Here is an 18,060-nt window from a genome sequence, read left to right on the forward strand (position 1 = left end):
AAAAGAGAAGTCATCTCGAAAAGGGATGGCTTTTTTTGTTTGCCAAGGAGGGAAGAAAAAATGTTAAAGACCAAGGCCATCTTTGAAAGAAAGACCTATGATTTTCAGCCCAGGGACTGCGTTATTGAAAAAATAATTGAGCTTACTTCACAGCAATACGATGCTTTTTCTAAAAACATGCTGGATGACTATGACTTTATCCAGAACAACATTGATCTCATGTACTGCGATAGGCAAGGTGTGTATCATTGCCTCTTAGTAGTGGGTGAGGACAGGCCGGACGGTATACTTGTAGAAAGTGAGGGAAGCAGTTACGCCCGCTACGCCGCATTTCTTCCCAACGCCTGTGATTTTCTCGCTGCGCATCAGGAGCAAACTCAAGGGCTTCATGATGCTGAGCCGGAATCTGCCGGCATGAAAATGAATTTATAGGAGGAAAAGAGCCATGAGAGAAACGGAACTGAAGATACTGTTCCCTACGGAGAAGCTGGATGCACTCCGTTTTTTTATGGGCAAAAAGGAGCTGGATGTTGAGCAGGAGCTAAAGGATTACCTTGATAAAACTTATGAAAAAGTTGTTCCGGCACACGTTCGAGAATATGTGGAAAGCAGGCTTGACCAAGCATCACCGCAGGAGGAAACGCCTGGACAGAGAGCTCAGGAGCAGCAGCCGGAGCCACAAAGGGAACGCCAGTCAAGGCAGACCCGCCGCCAGCGTGAGCAAGAGGTGTCTGGATCAGCATCATTATCTTCGCAGGCCAGACAGCCGGAGCTGCCGGAAGAACAGGAAGAATCCCAGGGCATGGGCATGAACATGTAAAATCAAAAAAGAAAAAGGTGGTGCCAATTTCAATGATCAAGGTTGGTGTGGACAACGGAAACTACAACACCAAATCCTCGGAGGGGATGCTCTATGCCTCCGGGTACACCGCAAGCGACAAGGAATTCATCACGCCGGACATGCAGCTCTTCTACGAGGGCAGGTATTACGCCGTCGGCGAGCGGCGTCTGCGCTTTCAGCAGGATAAAACCAAGGAGCAGGACGCCTTCATTTTGACCTTGCCTGCCATTGCAGACGCCATGAAAAAGGCAGGGACGACCAATGCGGAAATCGCCCTTGGCGTGGGTCTGCCCATTGACAGCTATGGGACGCAGAAGGAGGCGTTTCGTCGATACTTCCTGCGTGACAATATTTCGTTCCTGTTCGAGGGAACATCTTACCGCTGCCGCATCGCCGAGTGCAAGGTGTTCGCGCAGGGTCATGCGGCGCTGTGCCGGTATTATACGCGGCTGAAGGATTACCGCAGCATCACGCTGGTGGATATCGGCGGGTATACGGTGGATGTACTTACACTCCATGACTTCCGGTTGGACAGGTCGAGCTGTGCCAGCCTGCGCATGGGGACCATTACCCTCTACAGCCGCATACAGGATACGCTCCAGCGCAGTGACATCCTCCTGTCGGATGAGCTCATCACCGACGCGATTCGAGGGGATATCCAGCACGCCGACAGCAAATTGATCCATGCTGTGGTGGAGCAGGCTGTGGCGGCTTACTGCAAGGAGCTGCTCAATGCGCTCCGGGAGCGCGGACTTGACCTGCGGCTCCCCACGGTGTTCGCGGGCGGCGGTGCGGAACTGCTGGAACCAATGCTGCACAGGAGCGATCTCAATACTGTGGCGGTGCTGAACCGGTTTGCCAATGCGGACGGTTACAAGCTCCTGATGGGGTGAGCATATGTCCGGGCGAAAACGATACTATCTATCCTTTGATATGGACAACCCAAGGCATCGGGAAGCCGAGGCACTGTTTGCACGGCAGGCCAGCAGGCAGCGCACCGAGTATGTGGTCACCAGCATCCTGGCGGCGCATCAGACGGAAAGCTTGGAACAGCTTGTCCGGCAAGCGGTCAGGGACGAACTGCGAAATGCTGTGCCGCCACTGCAAAACACGCTGCATGGGAAAACAAATGCCGATGTTCAGCTGTCCGATCTCCCCGGCAGCCTGATCCATGCACTGGAGGAACTGTGACCATGTTGGCTCAATTTCCTGCCGCCGTTATAATGGCAGGCTAGGAAAGTACACCAACATGGCTTACTTTTTCCTGCAATACAGAAATTTTGTAAAGGAGTGAACCCACTATGAGAAAGGCAACGGTCCAAATTCAATACGACACCGAGAAGCTTTGCGCCATACGCCAGTACATGGGCAAAAATGACATTGCCCTTGACAATGAACTGGACGATGTGATGCAAAAGCTCTACGAAAAGCATGTCCCCGCACCAGTTCGTGAGTACATTGAAAGCCGGGATTCCAGGGTGCAGGAAAAGCCGAAAAGACCGGCCCGGCCTTCCTCTACGGCTGCTGCCAATAATGAAGTCAACACCACCGTGTAAACAGCATACTAAAAGCCGCATATTTGGCGGCTGTGTGCCCTTGTGCGGCCTTTTCAGGGGGAAGGTGGCGTCTATATACCTTTGGGCAGTTTTCCGCCCCTTGTTGGGGCTTGTTGAGAGCATAAAGAAGACGGCAGCAGGCATGGCTTTTATTATCCTCAGCAGGGGTGAACCATGGGGTCGAAAACGGTGCAGGTTAAAGAGGGGTGGTCGCAAGCGACCTCCCCTCGAATCACATCAGCCCGCAATGCGGGCTGAAAGACTTTGAAGCAGGTGCACCTGAGCAGGACTGTGGTTACCTCGCAGGTGGTCGGAACTCCGGGTTTTTCCCGTATGCAAAGGCTTTTACAGGTACACCTCACAGGTGGTTGCCGAATATGTAAATAGAATCCAGACAAGGAACGGAGGTGGATTGAGAGTGGCAGAGGAGAATAAAAAGAGAATTCCCCTGTGGCTGTATCCTGAAACCATAAAAAAGACAGACGAGCTTTTCCCGAAGGATAACTGCAAAAGCCGGAGCGAGTATATAGAAAAGGCCATTCACTTTTACAGCGGATATATCACATCCGGTGAAAACAACAAATATCTTCCCAGTGCAATCACTTCCACCCTTTCCGGTATTGTTGAAAGCTCCGAAAACCGTATTGCACGGCTGCTTTTCAAGCTGGCGGTGGAGATGTCCATGATGATGAATGTCCTTGCGTCTACCGCCGAGATCGATGAAACCCTGCTGCAAAAGCTCCGGGGGAAATGCATCAACGATGTAAAAAAGACCATCGGCTCCGTCACCTTTGAGGAGGCAGTGAAATATCAAAAGGGTAAGTAAGGTGATATGCTATGCCCAGGATCATATTCAAATACCGGTACTTAAAAAATGCACCCAAAGCACACTTGGTCAATCTTGTAGAATATGTGGCTACCCGTGAGGGTGTTGAAAAAGTCTCCGACAGCTCACGCCTCCTTCCTGCGACAAAAAACCAGCAGCAGTTGATTTCTGAAATCCTGAAAACGCTGCCGGAAACCTCTGACTTGTTTGAGTACGAGGACTATCTGAACAATCCTACCAGGGAAAATGCATCGGAGTTTATCTCCATTGCCCTTGAGAACAATCTCGACCTGATTGGTAAAAAGAAAAACTTTGTAGAATATATCGCCAATCGTCCGAGAGTTGAAAAGATCGGCAGCCACGGACTCTTTACAGATGAAGGTGTACCTGTTGTACTTTCAAAGGTTGCTGAGGAAGTGTCCAATCATCCCGGAAATGTGTGGACAAATATTGTATCCCTCCGGCGCGAAGATGCAGAGAGGCTGGGATATGACTGCGCAAAATCATGGCAGGATTTGATCCGGGCACAACGGAACGTCATCGCGGAAAACATGAAGATCGCTCCGGAAAATTTGCGATGGTATGCTGCTTTTCACAATGAGAGCCATCACCCGCACATCCACCTGATTGCTTACTCCATCAATCCTAAAGAAGCCTATGTCACAAAGCAAGGGATAGAAAACATGCGGGGAAGTCTTGCACGGGAAATCTTCCGCCAGGACTTGATGCAGATTTATGAAAAGCAGACGGAACGACGCAATGCTCTGAATAGACAGAGCCGTGTGACCATGCAGGACATCATTGCTCAAATTCGTTCAGGGATATGTGAAAATAAAAATATAGAGGAATTGATTGCATACCTTGTTGAAAAGCTCAAGCATACTTCCGGCAAGAAGCAATACGGTTACCTGAAAGCCCCCCTCAAGGCACTTGTTAATCAGATTGTCGATGAGCTTGCAAAGGATGAAAGAGTAGCAGAGCTTTACAGCAGCTGGTACGAAATGCGTAATGAAGTTTTAAGCACGTATGCTGACAAGCTGCCGCTACCTCTTCCGCTTTCACAGCAGAAAGAATTCAAGAGCATTAAAAACATGGTGATTGCCGAAGCGTTAAATATCGGCAGTCACCATTTCACTTTTGAGCCGGACGAGGAACAGGATATATCAATAGAAGATGATGGTGATATTACTGCTGCCACCACATATTTTGAGAAATCTGCAAAGCTCGGAAATGTCAACGCACAGTATATGCCCGGCAGGATTTATCTCAAATCAGACAGCGAGCATGAAAATATTGAAAAGGCATTACAGTGGCTGGGGAAAGCTGCGGACAACGAAAATGCTCTCGCACAGTATGCAATGGGGAAGCTGTACCTTACAGGAAACCATCTAGAGAAAGATGCCGTAAAGGCTGTGGAACTGTTCACCAAATCTGCAGAACAAGGCAATCAGTATGCGCAATATGCCCTCGGCAAACTGTATCTTTTGGGGCATGATGTCAGGCAGGATAAGGAAACAGCAGTGTATTGGCTGTCGGCAGCTACAGCACAGGGAAATATCTATGCAAAGTATTTGCTGGAACGCATGGATTCCTTCAAAGACCCATCCATACTCCTTGCAGCAACACGCTTGATGCATCACCTGGGCAATATCTTTAGAGAGGAGTATCAGAAAGCTTTTGGCAATCCTCTCGTCCATGTTGACCGCAAGCTTCGCAAAAAAATCATGGAGAAAAAACTGTCGCAAGGCCACGCATATAACGACCATGCGCCACATCAAAGCTATTAGGAGGAATTCGCATGAAGAAGAACTACCTACAGAAAAAAGAAAAGCTCCCCGTCTCTTATATATTCTCAAGACTGAAGCCACCTGTGAAAAGGGTGGCTTATTTTCGCAGGTCGGGCAAGCGGAAATGCTGACAAAGGAGGATGGCTATGGCAGAGTACGTACATTTTACCGATGAGCAGAAACAGCGTGCAAACTCCGTTGACATTGTGGACTTTCTCAGACGGCAGGGAGAGCAGCTCATACGCTCCGGCAGGGAGTGGCGGTGGAAGCGTCATGACAGCGTGACAATCCGGGGCAACCGGTGGTTCCGCCACAGCGCCGGGCAAGGCGGTCTGGCCATTGATTTTGTGCAGGAATTTTATGGCCTCTCATTCCCTGATGCAGTGACACTGCTGCTGGGCGGCGAACAGGGTACGGCGTTTAAGCAAAGTGATAAAAAGGCGCCGGAAGCAGAACAAAAAAAATTCGTACTGCCGGAGGCTGCAGATAATATGCGCCGGGTATATGCCTACCTCTTGAAGCAGCGGTATATTGACCGGGATGTCCTCACCCACTTTGTCAGAGAGAAAAAAATATATGAGGATAAGGAATATCACAATGTTGTTTTTGTAGGCTGTGATGAAAACGGCACTGCCCGGCATGCACATAAAAGGGGAACCTATTCCAATGCTGCTGGTTACCGTGGCAATGTGGAAGGCTCAGATCCAAAATACAGTTTCAATTACATTGGTACAAGCAGTATTCTGTATGTATTTGAAGCTCCCATCGACATGCTGTCATTTATCACCCTGCATAAGAACGGCTGGCAGCAGCACAGCTATGTAGCGCTGGACGGTGTGGCTGAACATGCCTTGGTTCAAGTGTTGTCAAAAAATATTCACATTAAAAATGTGGTATTGTGCCTTGACAATGATCCTGCCGGTATAGAAGCTTCCGGGCGACTTACAGACATATTGCATGAAAAAGGATACGCCTGCATTGCATATTTACAGCCCGCATGCAAGGATTGGAATGAGGACTTGAAAGCGCAGCATGGCATAACACCGGTTCCGGCAAAACCGCATCCGAAGCTTGCAGCCTGCAAAGAGCTGTGCGGAGAGATTCGTTACTTGTGCAGCACTATCAAATCCGTGAAAAATCCCCATGAAATGCTGATGGAGCTCTATGAAAAAGCAGTGCCCCTCATGCTATCATCCAGGTCAACCGATGGACAAAAGGCTGTCCTGATGGAACAGCTGCTAAGCGTGGCGGTATATGCGTTATTTGCAGTGATGGCGCAATACCGGCAGCTTGAAAAACCGATGAATTTTAAGCAACTGACCGATGAACTCTGTCACAGCTATCATCCGCACCAGGACCGGGGAAAGCTGAAAACCAAAGCAGAGGATATCCAGCAGGATGTCAATGCCATTAATGATCAGCTCAACACATCTGGAATCCGTACCCTTGAGGATAAGCAAAAATTAATCGCATCGTATATGGGTCTTGCACTAAACTGTGTCAAGGCTCAAATTTTTATATGCCTCGAAAGCCAGGAGCAAAAAATTGAAACCCTGCAAAAGCAGAATGAAGGCAGAGATGATTATATGCAGGCTGTTTGCGAAGAATTTATGCAGCCTGGTATTTAGCAATATTATAACTGCATATTTGAAGAAAGCCATGTGCGAATGAAAAACCATTGGCGCATGGCTTTCTTAATTTTAAAAGAAGGAGGAAACCAATGCAAGCATCACAGGTGGTTACTTTAATCATAGCTGCTGCAACTATGTTTGGAGTCATCGGTTTTATCGTTCTCCTGGCTCATTACTATACATTAAACGGCATCAAGGCCAGGACGGTGGGTGACGGTCAGCATGGCACGGCAAGGTTCGCAACGAAGAATGAAATAAAGAAGACCTATGCTCATGTACCCTATGAGCCGGAACGGTGGCGCAAGGGCATCAACCTGCCCAAGGTGCAGGGGCTGGTTGTGGGATGCAAAACGGCTCCAGGATCGGTCACCGCTCTTGTAGACCAGGGGGATGTGCATGCATTGATGATCGGTGCGGCGGGGGTCGGCAAGACCGCAAATTTCCTTTATCCCAATCTGGAATATGCTTGTGCTTCCGGGATGAGCTTTATTACCACCGACACCAAGGGCGACCTTTACAGGAATTACGGATGCATCGCCAAGGACTACTATGGCTACGATGTGTCCGTCATTGACCTGAGAAACCCTACCCGCAGCGACGGCAACAATATGCTGCACCTTGTAAACAAATATATGGATGAATACCTTGCCAATCCTGATAATCTCCCAGCAAAAGCCAGGGCGGAGAAATATGCAAAGATTATTGCCAAAACCATCGTTAACTCCGGAGGACTGGATGCAGGCTCCTACGGCCAGAATGCATTTTTCTACGATGCAGCCGAAGGCTTGCTGACCGCCGTCATTTTATTGGTGGCGGAATACTGTCCAAACGAAAAACGCCATATCATATCGGTCTTTAAGCTCATACAGGACTTGCTGGCTCCTTCCGGCGTAAAAGGCAAAAATCAGTTCCAGCTGCTCATTGAAAAGCTTCCGTCAGAGCATAAGGCAAGATGGTTTGCAGGAGCGGCATTAAACACTGCGGAGCAGGCCATGCAAAGCGTCCTGTCGACAGCCCTTTCCCGGTTGAATGCATTCCTGGACTCGGAACTGGAGCAGATACTGTGCTTTGACACTGCCATCGATGCAGAGCGTTTTTGCAAAAGAAAGTCTGCCATCTTCCTTGTCATGCCGGAAGAAGACAATACAAAATATTTTCTAATTTCTTTAATTGTCCAGCAGCTCTACCGGGAGATACTGTCGGTGGCCGATGAACAGGGTGGAAGGCTTCAAAACCGTGTCATGATGTACCTGGATGAGATCGGCACTATACCTAAAATTGAATGTGCAGAGATGATGTTTTCTGCTTCCCGTTCCCGCCGTGTTTCCATCGTGGCTATCATACAGAGCTTTGCGCAGCTTGAAAAGAATTACGGCAAGGAAGGGGCTGCCATCATCATCGACAACTGCCAGGATACCATCTTCGGAGGCTTTGCCCCAAACTCGGAATCAGCGGAGATACTTTCCAGAAGCCTTGGCAATAAGACGGTTTTATCAGGTTCGGTCACCCGGGGAAAGCATGATCCGTCCCAATCCCTGCAAATGATCCAGCGTCCCCTGATGACTCCCGACGAATTGAAGACCCTGCCAAAAGGCAGCTTCATTGTCGCAAAGACCGGCGCCTGTCCTATGAAAACCAATTTAAAGCTGTTCATGGAATGGGGCATCCGGTTTGAAAAGGTGTATGAGCTGCAGGAAAAATCCGCCCGCAAGGTGGCCTATGCTGATAAAAAAGAACTTGAAGAGGAAATCGTCAAAAGGCACATATCATATGAAGATATAGAAGAACAGGAACCATACTCCACATCAGCTCAAGGCGGCATATCCCTTGCACCTGCTGAAGAGATTCAGGGGAAAGCATTGAAGTCCAGGCTGCAAACAAAGATAAAAGCACATAAGCAAATGGAGACTCCGCTGCGCACAGATTAGGAGGTGTCTGATGGGCTATTTTGAATCGCTTTATGCATCAGAGCTTCCCCATAGGGCTGTAGCCGTCTACATGTACCTTCGTGACAGGGCGGACAGGGACGGCAAATGCTATCCGGCGATCGGTACCATCGCCGCAGAACTGAAGCTGTCACGGAGTACCGTAAAAAGAGCCATCGCAGACCTTGAAAAGAGCGGTTATCTTTACAAAGAGCAGCGGTGGCGTGAAAACGGGGGTAAGAGCAGCAACATATATTTTTTAAAAACAGGGATGGGGTAACTCTGAAAAACCTTACTTTACACCAGGGGGGCAGTCTGTTTATTTGGTGAACTGTGGTACGGTTCACAGTGAGCTATGCAGTGAACTGCCCACTCTAAAAAATATTCAACGTCAGACAAAGAAACAAAATAGTTTAGTGGATAAATAACATGAAAGGTGGAAGATGAGATGAATTTAGAAAAATCTACGAAAGTGAGAAAAAGATTACGCTTAATTCATCTACCCTATCGGGACAGTATTTTTTGGCTCTTTTAGGTGGAATGAAGGATATAGAGAGGTTCATGGTTGCTTTTTTGGATAACGGCAATAACGTGATTGAAACAAGAACCATGTCTGAAGGGAGTGTTGGACAAGCAGTTGTTTATCCCAGGGAGGTATTGAAATATGCTATTGCCTGTGATTGCAGGGCTATAATCTTAGCCCATAATCATCCTGGCGGCTCCACAAATTTCTCTCCGGAAGATAGGGCATTGACACAGAGATTTGTTGATATTTTTCATCCTCTTGAAATCAAAGTTTTAGATCACATTGTTGTAGGCGGAACACGCTATTCTTCCATGGCGGAAAACGGAGAAATTCCTCATCAGTGTAACAGTAAAGCAAATTATGAAGTGATTGCATTAGGCGAAGCGGCAGTAGAAGAAAACCAGGATAGTTTTCAATATACTCATTCATTTTAGGCCGAAGAGAAGGGGAAAACGATTGCAGCTAGTTCAGTATATTTATTTTGAGTTCATAAAGTCTTGCTATGAAAGGCTTTATGAGCTTATGGGCATTGTTATAGTTAGATATATTCCATTGATGGAGAGAACCAATTGAAAATTATCTTTAATTATGAAGGGAATACTTGCCATTATTCGTAGTTTCGAATATAATATATTTTGTATGATTATAACTTTTAAGAGATATGTCAATGGGATATATCAGTTAAAACAGAATGCAAATACCTTGCTGTAAGTCAAATCAGAAAGGCTTGCGATTAGGTGGGGGGGCTTTCGGTAGAAATGTCAAAGGGTAAGATGGAGAAGCCATTAAGGACGATGAATAGATATATGGAACAAATGGATAGAATCAGTAGGTTGACAGGAATAGCATCAAGGCTTAATATAGCAACCATGTTTGAGACTCCTATTAGTCGGTTGCTACAACAGCAAGACTATATTGCCAATCTTTTTAAAAGCACAGAATTTACTTCTGCATTTTCATATGCAGAGAAAATGGACAAACTCTTTCCGCGTATTGAAAAGCTTGTATTGCCTAATGCTGCGGTTTTTTCTGAAGTACAAAGAGCTTTAGATATTGTCAATACGCCTGCAATCAGAGAGGCAATTCTTTATGCAAATAGGATTGAAGGTATTATGCCTAAGCGTTTAGGCAGTATGTTTGAGAATTCTATAGCAATCCTTGAGAGGATTAATTTTAATAACAGCAGGCTGTCGTTCATTATAGATTCATTAAATACTTATCAAAACCTTTTCCAAAACATAATAAATACCACTGCTTATAACAATTTGTTAGGGAACTTATTTCCTGAAGACGAGTATTCTCAGATATTCAACAATTTTGATAGTGAAATTGACGAGGTATCTTTAACCTCTATCGAAGAGGAAGAGCTTGCAAATGATATTACAGAGATTTATTCTTCTCCAAACTGGCAGCAACGGCTAAATGCAGCAATAATAAAATGGCAGGAAAAAAATCCTATAGTTATGCGGGTTTTACAAGCAATTGTTACGATAATTACCATAATAAGTGCAATAGTGACGATAGCTGGTTTTGTGCATCAGGCTACCATCGTTTCAGATAAAGCAGCAATAAGAAAAGAACCTTCTAAAGCAGCTCCAATTGTATATACCGTTACAAAAAATGAAATCGTCACGATAATTAGCGAAGAACGGTACTGGTACCAGGTCGAATATGTACCTCTAAAATTTGAGGATGAAGATAAAAAAACTGTTTACAGGGGATATATTGCTAAACGGACAACAGTGAAAACCATTGAAACGAAGTCTACCAGCGCTGCTGAAGATGATGGTTTGGAATAAGTAGAAAAGTTTTGGATGGCAAGAAAGAAGGGGTGTTTATTTGAAGCAAGTGAATTCTTTAATAAGATGCATACTGGATTTTTATAATCTCCAAAGAATGGAAAATCCAGTAGTTCTTGAACGTATGAAAGAGGGCAATAGCGAGGAATGGGTAATGGACAGGTTGGAGCGGGCCATCTTTAATGATTGTGATAAAGAGGCTAAAGCTACTCATTCACGTTATGCCATATGGGGAGAAGATATCCGCAGTTTAACCTTGAAGGCAAGGAATGAGATGATACAAGGAAACTGTGAGCGTGCGGGGAAATTACTTAATATTGTGATCAACAGTATGGGTGCATTTATAGACGCACAAGTCATGCTCAGCAATAAGCCGGAAAATATAAGTTTTATAGAACCTGCTGAAATATTGGAATCTTATATAGAAGCATTGAAATCAAATAATTTTAAAGAAAGTGCCGAAATAGACAGTGTGGTTAAAAGGATGGAAGAGCTGATTAAAGATAAACCATTATTTTATGGGATTGAGGATTAAGAAATTGCTGGAGCCTAGAAAACTACATTTCGATGAGGGATGAGAAATGGAATATATTACTGCGAAAGAAGCTGCTGAAAAATGGGGCATATCCCAACGGCGGGTGCAGGTTCTGTGTGAACAGGGCAGAGTTGATGGAGCCAAGCGCCTTGGCTGGGTATGGGCAATTCCTAAAGATGCCCCAAAACCAGCAGATGCAAGGTTTAAAAGAGAAGAAACCAGGACTAATGAAAAGAAGATAGATGCTAGGACAGGAGGGGTTAGGCAATGAGCGAAAAACTGCAACGCTTTACCAAACTTTTAAGGGACATGTTTGAGTTGGAGAAATCAGATCTTGACTTTGGCATATACCGCATCATGAATATCCGAAAAAATGAGATCAATAACTTCATTGAAAATACTCTTGCCAGTGAAGTTAATTCCATACTATCGAAATATGCTACCGACAACAGCCAGGTAAGAAAGCGTATTGAAGAAATTGAGAAGCAGTGTGAAAGCGTAGGGGTTAAGGTAGAGGACAGCAAGCTAAGGGAAGAATATGCCGAATATAAGGCGTTGCTTGCCTCCGGTACAGGAGTTGCCGAGCTGGAAAGTGATGTTTATTCAGCTTTATATAACTTTTTCAGCCGTTACTATGATGAGGGAGATTTCATCAGCAAACGCCGCTACAAAGAAGGTGTTTATGCTATTCCCTATGAGGGGGAAGAAGTCAAACTTTACTGGGCCAACCATGACCAATACTATATCAAAACCAGTGAAAACTTCAGGGATTATTCCTTTAAGGTGGATGTACATGGAGAAAAGTATACGATTCATTTTAAGCTGGTTGACGCCAATACCGAGCAAAATAACAACAAAGAAAGTGATGACAAAAAGCGCGAATTTATTCTGCTGGATGAAAACTTCCTGGAAGCGGAGGGTAATGAGCTTACAATAAAATTTGAATATCGTGTTCCTGCAAGTGAGCAGGATAGCGTAAACAAGCTGAAAGATAATTCTAAATTAAATAAATCCGCCGTTGATAAAATTAAAGGCGCCGTTTCAGAAAATGCCGACTTAAAGCGCTTTGTCTGGGCCATAAACATGCCTGCTCCAACAGATAAAAATAAGACCCGCACAATTCTGGAAAAGCACCTGGAAACCTATGTTGCCAAGAACACCTTCGATTATTTTATTCACAAAGATTTGCGCGGTTTCTTGAACAGGGAACTGGATTTTTACATAAAAGCCGAGATAATGCACCTGGACGACCTGGACACCGACAATGAAGTGAAAGTAAATGCCTACCTGGCCAAGGTGAAGGCCATTAAAAAGGTAGGCCGCACCATTATTGACTTTTTGGCGCAAATAGAGGACTTTCAGAAAAAGCTGTGGCTCAAGAAAAAGTTTGTGGTTGAAACAAACTGGTGTATCACCCTTGATAAGATTGATGAGAGCTTCTATCCCGAAATAGCTGCAAATGATGCTCAACGGCAGGAATGGGTGGAACTGTATGCCATCGATGAGATTGCCGGGGACTTGATGACAGAGGCTTATTCCAATCCGCTGACCGTAGATTTTTTAAAACAGAATAAAAACCTTGTGCTGGATACAAAGCATTTTACAACAGAATTCAAGGAGAGGCTGGTTGCGAGCATTGACAATTTAGATGAGGAGACAAACGGCCTCTTAATTCACAGTGAAAATTTTCAGGCATTGAATTTGCTGAAGGAGAAGTATAGAGAAAAGATAAAGTGTATTTATATTGACCCACCGTATAATTCACCTTCTAGTGAGATTGTATATAAAAACAATTTTAAGCATTCATCATGGTTATCTTTAATGGAAAACAGGTTAAATATAAGTCGAAAATTATCTTCCGGCGACGGTTCTATTATTGTAGCTATTGATAAATATGAGCATAATGGATTATTTGCATTATTAAAACAGCTTTATCCCAATTATGATATTGTATCTGTATCAGTTGAGCATAACAAAAAAGGGACACAAGGTGATCATTTCTCATTTTCAAATGAATATGCAATATTTGTAATGCCTGAGACCCTAAAAGAATTAAACAGGGTTGAAATCCCTGAAAATGAGTGGGAATATTCGAATTTAAGAAACTGGGGCGGTGAATCATTAAGAGAAGATGCTGCTAATTGTTTTTACCCTATTTATGTAAAAGATAATCAAATCATTGGATTTGGCAATGTTTGCGAAGACGATTTTCATCCCACATCTTCAAATGTTTTGCGTGATGATGGAATAATTGAAATTTATCCTATTGATGATGAGGGGATAGAAAGAAAATGGCGATATGCTAGACAAACAGTAGAACAGATTAAAAAATATTTAAAAGTTGATACGTCAAGAAAGGGGAATTTGCAGATTAAATTTGCAAAAGCAACTGAACAATTCAAGACTATGTGGTATTCGCCGCTCTATAATGCTGGAGATTATGGTACAAAAGTACTTAGTTCCTTAGGCTTGGGTAATAAGTTATTTGATTACCCAAAATCAATATTTACTGTACGAGACTGTATATATGCTGTTTCTAACTCAAACGATACTATTCTCGATTACTTCGCCGGCTCCGGCACAACAGGTCATGCTGTGATAGACCTCAACCGCGAAGACGGAGGCAACCGTAAATATATCCTTGTGGAAATGGGCAATTATTTCAACACAGTTACCAAGCCGAGGATTAAAAAGGTTGTCTACGCTAAAGATTGGAAGGACGGCAAGCCACAAAACAGAAATACCGGTGTTTCACAGATTTTTAAATACATTCGTCTGGAAAGCTATGAGGATACATTGAATAATATCGAGCTTAGCCGCACGCCTGAGCAGGAAAAGCAGCTGAGGATGGATGCAAAATTCTTTAACGAGTACCTTGTATCCTATATGCTGGACATTGAAAGCAGGGGCAGCCTCTTAAGCCTTGACCGCTTTAAGGAGCCTTTTGCCTATAAAATGAAAATTGCTGAAAATAATGAGACAAAAGAAACAACCATTGACCTGGTGGAAACCTTTAATTACCTCCTTGGCCTTACTGTTACGAGACAAAAAGCTGCTGCCCGCTTTAATGCCGTCCCTGATCCTAAGGGTGAATATGAAAATGCAGTAATGCTCACAGAAGACAAGGAAGGGAAATATACCTTTAAAACAGTGGAAGGCATTATGCCTAATGGGGATAAAGCTCTTGTTATCTGGCGCAGCCTTACCGATGATCTGGCAGCTGACAACGCAGCTTTAGACAGCTACTTCATTAAATATTGCGCTGGAGCTAAAGGTAAGGACTTTGATGTTATCTATGTCAATGGAGACAACAATTTAGAAAACCTCCGCAAGGACAACCAGCAGTGGAAGGTTCATTTAATCGAGCTTGAATTTAAGAAGAGAATGTTCGAGGAGGTGTGATGATGGGGGCAAAGAAGACCAAGAAAGCAAATAAAGCCATCAATCTCAATGATTGCCTGGTGCTCAATAAGTACTTCCTTTCCCTCTTTGGCAAAAGAGATTTCAGGGAACTGGCGGAAGACATGAGGTCTGCTGATCTGGAAGGGTATAATGAAGAGAACACCTCCTATTTCCATGAATTTATAGTACGCAAGTATGTTAAGCTGGGCTTTTTAAATAAGGACAAGCTGAAGGAATATGATGAAAACATCTTCCGTTATGTCCAGCATATCGGAGAGGGTCGTGGCGGGCTTACCCTAAAATATTTCCAGTATCTTGCTCTCCTTTTTACCGAGATGTATCTTGACAGGTACTTCCTGGACAGGGAGAACTTTGTTGCTGACTTAAATAATTTCCTGCATGAATTCAATACTAAAAGCGATGGAGAAACAATTTCAGATTATACATCGGACAGCTTGAACAAGCTGGCCTTTATGTGCGCTACAGGTAGCGGCAAGACGTTAATTATGCATGTTAATATCCTGCAATTCCAACATTACTTTAAGAGGGCGCAGGAATATAACAAAAGCTTGGCGCTAAATAAAATCATTCTTCTTACGCCCAATGAAGGTTTATCGCACCAGCACATTGAGGAAATGAAGCTTTCCGGCATCCGCTGCCGCCTCTTTGAAAAGGATACCCTGCAGGAAAAAGATGAAGTGCTGGTTATCGACATTAACAAGCTGGAAGAGCAGGGGAAGGTGAAGACAGTTTCTGTGGACAGTTTCGAGCAGAACAACCTTGTCCTGGTTGATGAAGGGCACAAAGGACTCTCCGGAAATGTGTGGTACGATTTTCGCAGCCGGTTGTCGGAGAACGGGTTTTCCTTTGAGTATTCAGCGACTTTTAAGCAGGCTATCAAGGAGGAAAAAACAAAGTCAGAGGCTGAGGCTCTTGCTCATCAGTACGGCAAGGCCATTATATTTGACTATTCCTATAAGTACTTCTATAACGACGGCTATGGCAAAGAATACCGTATTTACAACCTGAAAGAGAGTCTTTCCAGAGAACAGCAGGAGATGTATTTAACGGGTTGTTTACTCAGTTTTTATCAGCAAATGAAAATTTATCAGAGTGATAGAGGGGCTTTTGTCCCCTTCAATATTGAAAAGCCGCTCTTGGTATTTGTGGGTAACAGCGTCAATAAAACCGTCAGCAAGGACGAATTAACCGACGTGCAGGAAGTCCTGGCCTTTATTAACGGCTTTACAGCGAATAAAGAAAAGACCGTAAGCCGGATCAAAATGCTGCTGGATGACAATACCGGACTCCTTGATGAAAGAGGACAGGAGCTGTTTTATGGCGATTTTTCCTATCTGCAAAATCTGTTTAAGCGAGATGCTGACTCTGTTTATGACGATGTGTTAAAAATCGTTTTTGAGACAACTTCCCCAGGCAGGTTACACTTGGTAAATCTAAAGCAGTTGGGTGGAGAAATCGGTTTACGGATTGGCAGCGACAATGAGTTTTTCGGGGTCATCAACGTTGGTGCTGGCGGCGACAGCGAGCTGATTAAGAATATTGAAAAAGGAAAGACCGGGATTGTTACCGATGAAAACCAGTTTGAGAATGAGTCTCTGTTTAAAAAAATAAATGATAAAAATTCCAGGATTAATATACTTATAGGCTCTAAAAAGTTTACAGAAGGGTGGAACAGCTGGCGGGTTTCCACCATGGGGCTGATTAACTTTGCTAAAGGCGAAGGGTCTCAGGCCATTCAGCTTTTTGGCAGGGGGGTAAGGCTTAAAGGTTACGGAAACTGTCTCAAGCGCAGTTCCAAACTGGACTACCATGTTGAAGTGCCAAGGTATATTAACAAAATAGAAACCTTAACTATATTTGGCGTAAAAGCCGATTATATGGCACAATTCAAAGAATATCTTGAAAAGGAAGATATGGATCTGAATGACTCCATCAGAGAGTTCAGGCTCCCTGTAGTAAGCCGTTTTCATGATGTGAAGGATAAACTGAAGGTGATTAAGGTCAAGGACGGTATCAATTTCAAAAAACAATCGAAACGGCTGATCCTTACCACACCTTCGGACGGGTTTATGGACAACCTGGTCAAAAATAAAATCAAGATTGATTATAATGCTACCGTCCAAAGCCTTACCTCTACCAGGAGTGAAGATGTAAAATATCAAAAGGACGAGGCTGTATTGGAGCCACATCATATCGCATTTTTAGATGTGGATAAGCTTTATGCCGAACTGCTGCAATACAAAAACCAAAAGGCTTATTACAATATCAGTATCGAAAAGTCATTATTGCCGGAAATACTCAAACAAAAAGGCTGGTACACTTTGTTTGTTCCCAAAGCACTGATGGAAACCGACAGTTTTGATAAAATTGGAAGAATCAATGATATATGTGTGATGCTTCTGAAAAACTATCTGGACAGATTTTTTAAATATCATAAGGCAGAGTGGGAAGCGCCACACCTGGTTTACGGAGACTTAAAATCCAGTGATAAGAATTTTATCGACGAGTATAATATTACTCTTTTTAACAAAGAGAAATTTGACGAATTTGCGGAGCTGATAGAGGGAATAAAGGATGCTTTGGAAAAAAACAGGCGTTTGGGCAAGTACGAGGATAAGCATTTGAATTTCCGCTATTTTGATTTTTACAACCACATTTACACTCCTCTTATCTCTATAGATAAAGGAATCCGTATTGAGGTTTCGCCTGTAAGCTTAAACAGCGATGAAAAGCTGTTTATTGACAGACTTAAGAAATATTGTGATGAAAATCCATCTGCTTTTATAGAAAAGAGGCTGTACCTGCTCCGCAACAAGAGTAAGGTTGGTATTGGCTTTTTTGAAGCAGGCAATTTTTATCCGGACTTTATTATGTGGATTGCCGAAGATGACAAGCAGTATATTACCTTTATTGACCCAAAAGGCATTATGATGCTGGAAAAGAATATTAATAATCCTAAAATCCAATTTTATAAAACCATCAAGGAAAAGGAAGCCCAGTTGCAGCCATCCTGTACAGAAAAACAGATAATTTTGAATTCCTTCATCATTTCCGGCACACCGGCTGCAGATGCCAGCGCTCATTTTGGAGTTAGGAGACCTGAGTTTGAAAGCAGAAATGTGCTTTTTCTGGAGGATGATGATTGTATAGAGAAGATGATGAGCAAGATATGTCTGGAATGCTAAGAACCGGCGAGCATGGAGAGGCATGG

Annotated in this window: 16 protein-coding genes; all 16 read left to right on the forward strand. The window is 44.0% G+C overall.

The window, feature by feature from the left end; translation table 11 throughout:
- The first annotated feature begins 60 nt into the window (after positions 1-60).
- The 16 genes from BR63_RS16605 (at position 61) to BR63_RS16680 (ending at position 18,034) form a co-directional block, all read left to right on the forward strand.
- Positions 61-432, forward strand: coding sequence for a DUF6329 domain-containing protein (locus tag BR63_RS16605; protein ID WP_051965521.1), 372 nt, complete (start codon positions 61-63; stop codon positions 430-432).
- 13 nt (positions 433-445) lie between these two features.
- Entirely contained in the window at positions 446-820 is a 375-nt protein-coding gene (locus tag BR63_RS16610; RefSeq protein ID WP_034420991.1) for a DUF6103 family protein, read from the forward strand.
- 32 nt (positions 821-852) lie between these two features.
- Complete coding sequence (locus BR63_RS16615; protein ID WP_034420992.1) at positions 853-1,734, forward strand: ParM/StbA family protein; 882 nt, start codon at positions 853-855, stop codon at positions 1,732-1,734.
- Positions 1,735-1,738: 4 nt separating this feature from the next.
- A complete protein-coding gene (locus BR63_RS16620; protein ID WP_034420994.1) occupies positions 1,739-2,032 on the forward strand; it encodes a hypothetical protein in 294 nt (97 codons plus the stop codon).
- Between the two features lie 110 nt (positions 2,033-2,142).
- On the forward strand, positions 2,143-2,397 hold the full coding sequence (locus BR63_RS16625; RefSeq protein ID WP_034420995.1) for a DUF6103 family protein: 255 nt from the start codon (positions 2,143-2,145) through the stop codon (positions 2,395-2,397).
- 418 nt (positions 2,398-2,815) lie between these two features.
- Entirely contained in the window at positions 2,816-3,223 is a 408-nt protein-coding gene (locus BR63_RS16630; RefSeq protein WP_034420998.1) for a hypothetical protein, read from the forward strand.
- Between the two features lie 11 nt (positions 3,224-3,234).
- Entirely contained in the window at positions 3,235-5,010 is a 1,776-nt protein-coding gene (gene mobP3, locus BR63_RS16635) for a MobP3 family relaxase (RefSeq protein WP_034421000.1), read from the forward strand.
- 146 nt (positions 5,011-5,156) lie between these two features.
- Positions 5,157-6,638, forward strand: a complete 1,482-nt coding sequence (locus tag BR63_RS16640; RefSeq protein ID WP_034421002.1) for a DUF3991 domain-containing protein — start codon at positions 5,157-5,159, stop codon at positions 6,636-6,638.
- 92 nt (positions 6,639-6,730) lie between these two features.
- Positions 6,731-8,569 (forward strand): VirD4-like conjugal transfer protein, CD1115 family, encoded by a 1,839-nt coding sequence (locus BR63_RS16645; RefSeq protein ID WP_034421004.1) that lies wholly within the window; start codon positions 6,731-6,733, stop codon positions 8,567-8,569.
- Positions 8,570-8,579: 10 nt separating this feature from the next.
- Positions 8,580-8,846, forward strand: a complete 267-nt coding sequence (locus BR63_RS16650; protein WP_034421006.1) for a helix-turn-helix domain-containing protein — start codon at positions 8,580-8,582, stop codon at positions 8,844-8,846.
- A gap of 242 nt (positions 8,847-9,088) precedes the next feature.
- A complete protein-coding gene (locus BR63_RS16655; RefSeq protein ID WP_476718252.1) occupies positions 9,089-9,526 on the forward strand; it encodes a JAB domain-containing protein in 438 nt (145 codons plus the stop codon).
- A 324-nt stretch (positions 9,527-9,850) separates the two neighbouring features.
- The gene (locus tag BR63_RS16660) at positions 9,851-10,891 is read left to right on the forward strand and encodes an SH3 domain-containing protein (RefSeq protein ID WP_034421007.1); all 1,041 of its coding nucleotides are present in this window, start codon (positions 9,851-9,853) and stop codon (positions 10,889-10,891) included.
- Positions 10,892-10,931: 40 nt separating this feature from the next.
- The gene (locus BR63_RS16665; RefSeq protein ID WP_034421008.1) at positions 10,932-11,426 is read left to right on the forward strand and encodes a hypothetical protein; all 495 of its coding nucleotides are present in this window, start codon (positions 10,932-10,934) and stop codon (positions 11,424-11,426) included.
- A gap of 46 nt (positions 11,427-11,472) precedes the next feature.
- A complete protein-coding gene (locus tag BR63_RS16670) occupies positions 11,473-11,697 on the forward strand; it encodes a MerR family transcriptional regulator (protein ID WP_034421010.1) in 225 nt (74 codons plus the stop codon).
- The gene (locus BR63_RS16675) at positions 11,694-14,828 is read left to right on the forward strand and encodes a site-specific DNA-methyltransferase (RefSeq protein ID WP_034421012.1); all 3,135 of its coding nucleotides are present in this window, start codon (positions 11,694-11,696) and stop codon (positions 14,826-14,828) included. Before BR63_RS16670 ends, BR63_RS16675 begins: the two co-directional genes overlap by 4 nt.
- The gene (locus BR63_RS16680) at positions 14,828-18,034 is read left to right on the forward strand and encodes a DEAD/DEAH box helicase family protein (RefSeq protein ID WP_243270013.1); all 3,207 of its coding nucleotides are present in this window, start codon (positions 14,828-14,830) and stop codon (positions 18,032-18,034) included. Before BR63_RS16675 ends, BR63_RS16680 begins: the two co-directional genes overlap by 1 nt.
- Positions 18,035-18,060 lie beyond the last annotated feature (26 nt).

The sequence above is a fragment of the Thermanaerosceptrum fracticalcis genome (genome assembly GCF_000746025.2).
Lineage (GTDB): Bacteria > Bacillota > Peptococcia > DRI-13 > DRI-13 > Thermanaerosceptrum > Thermanaerosceptrum fracticalcis.

Excerpts from the sequence above, each read along its gene's own strand:
- BR63_RS16605 (WP_051965521.1), top strand. The coding sequence starts at position 61 with ATGTTAAAGACCAAGGCCATCTTTGAAAGAAAGACCTATGATTTTCAG.
- BR63_RS16610 (WP_034420991.1), top strand. The coding sequence starts at position 446 with ATGAGAGAAACGGAACTGAAGATACTGTTCCCTACGGAGAAGCTGGAT.
- BR63_RS16615 (WP_034420992.1), top strand. The coding sequence starts at position 853 with ATGATCAAGGTTGGTGTGGACAACGGAAACTACAACACCAAATCCTCG.
- BR63_RS16620 (WP_034420994.1), top strand. The coding sequence starts at position 1,739 with ATGTCCGGGCGAAAACGATACTATCTATCCTTTGATATGGACAACCCA.
- BR63_RS16625 (WP_034420995.1), top strand. The coding sequence starts at position 2,143 with ATGAGAAAGGCAACGGTCCAAATTCAATACGACACCGAGAAGCTTTGC.
- mobP3 (WP_034421000.1), top strand. The coding sequence starts at position 3,235 with ATGCCCAGGATCATATTCAAATACCGGTACTTAAAAAATGCACCCAAA.
- BR63_RS16640 (WP_034421002.1), top strand. The coding sequence starts at position 5,157 with ATGGCAGAGTACGTACATTTTACCGATGAGCAGAAACAGCGTGCAAAC.
- BR63_RS16645 (WP_034421004.1), top strand. The coding sequence starts at position 6,731 with ATGCAAGCATCACAGGTGGTTACTTTAATCATAGCTGCTGCAACTATG.
- BR63_RS16650 (WP_034421006.1), top strand. The coding sequence starts at position 8,580 with ATGGGCTATTTTGAATCGCTTTATGCATCAGAGCTTCCCCATAGGGCT.
- BR63_RS16660 (WP_034421007.1), top strand. The coding sequence starts at position 9,851 with ATGTCAAAGGGTAAGATGGAGAAGCCATTAAGGACGATGAATAGATAT.
- BR63_RS16670 (WP_034421010.1), top strand. The coding sequence starts at position 11,473 with ATGGAATATATTACTGCGAAAGAAGCTGCTGAAAAATGGGGCATATCC.
- BR63_RS16675 (WP_034421012.1), top strand. The coding sequence starts at position 11,694 with ATGAGCGAAAAACTGCAACGCTTTACCAAACTTTTAAGGGACATGTTT.
- BR63_RS16680 (WP_243270013.1), top strand. The coding sequence starts at position 14,828 with ATGATGGGGGCAAAGAAGACCAAGAAAGCAAATAAAGCCATCAATCTC.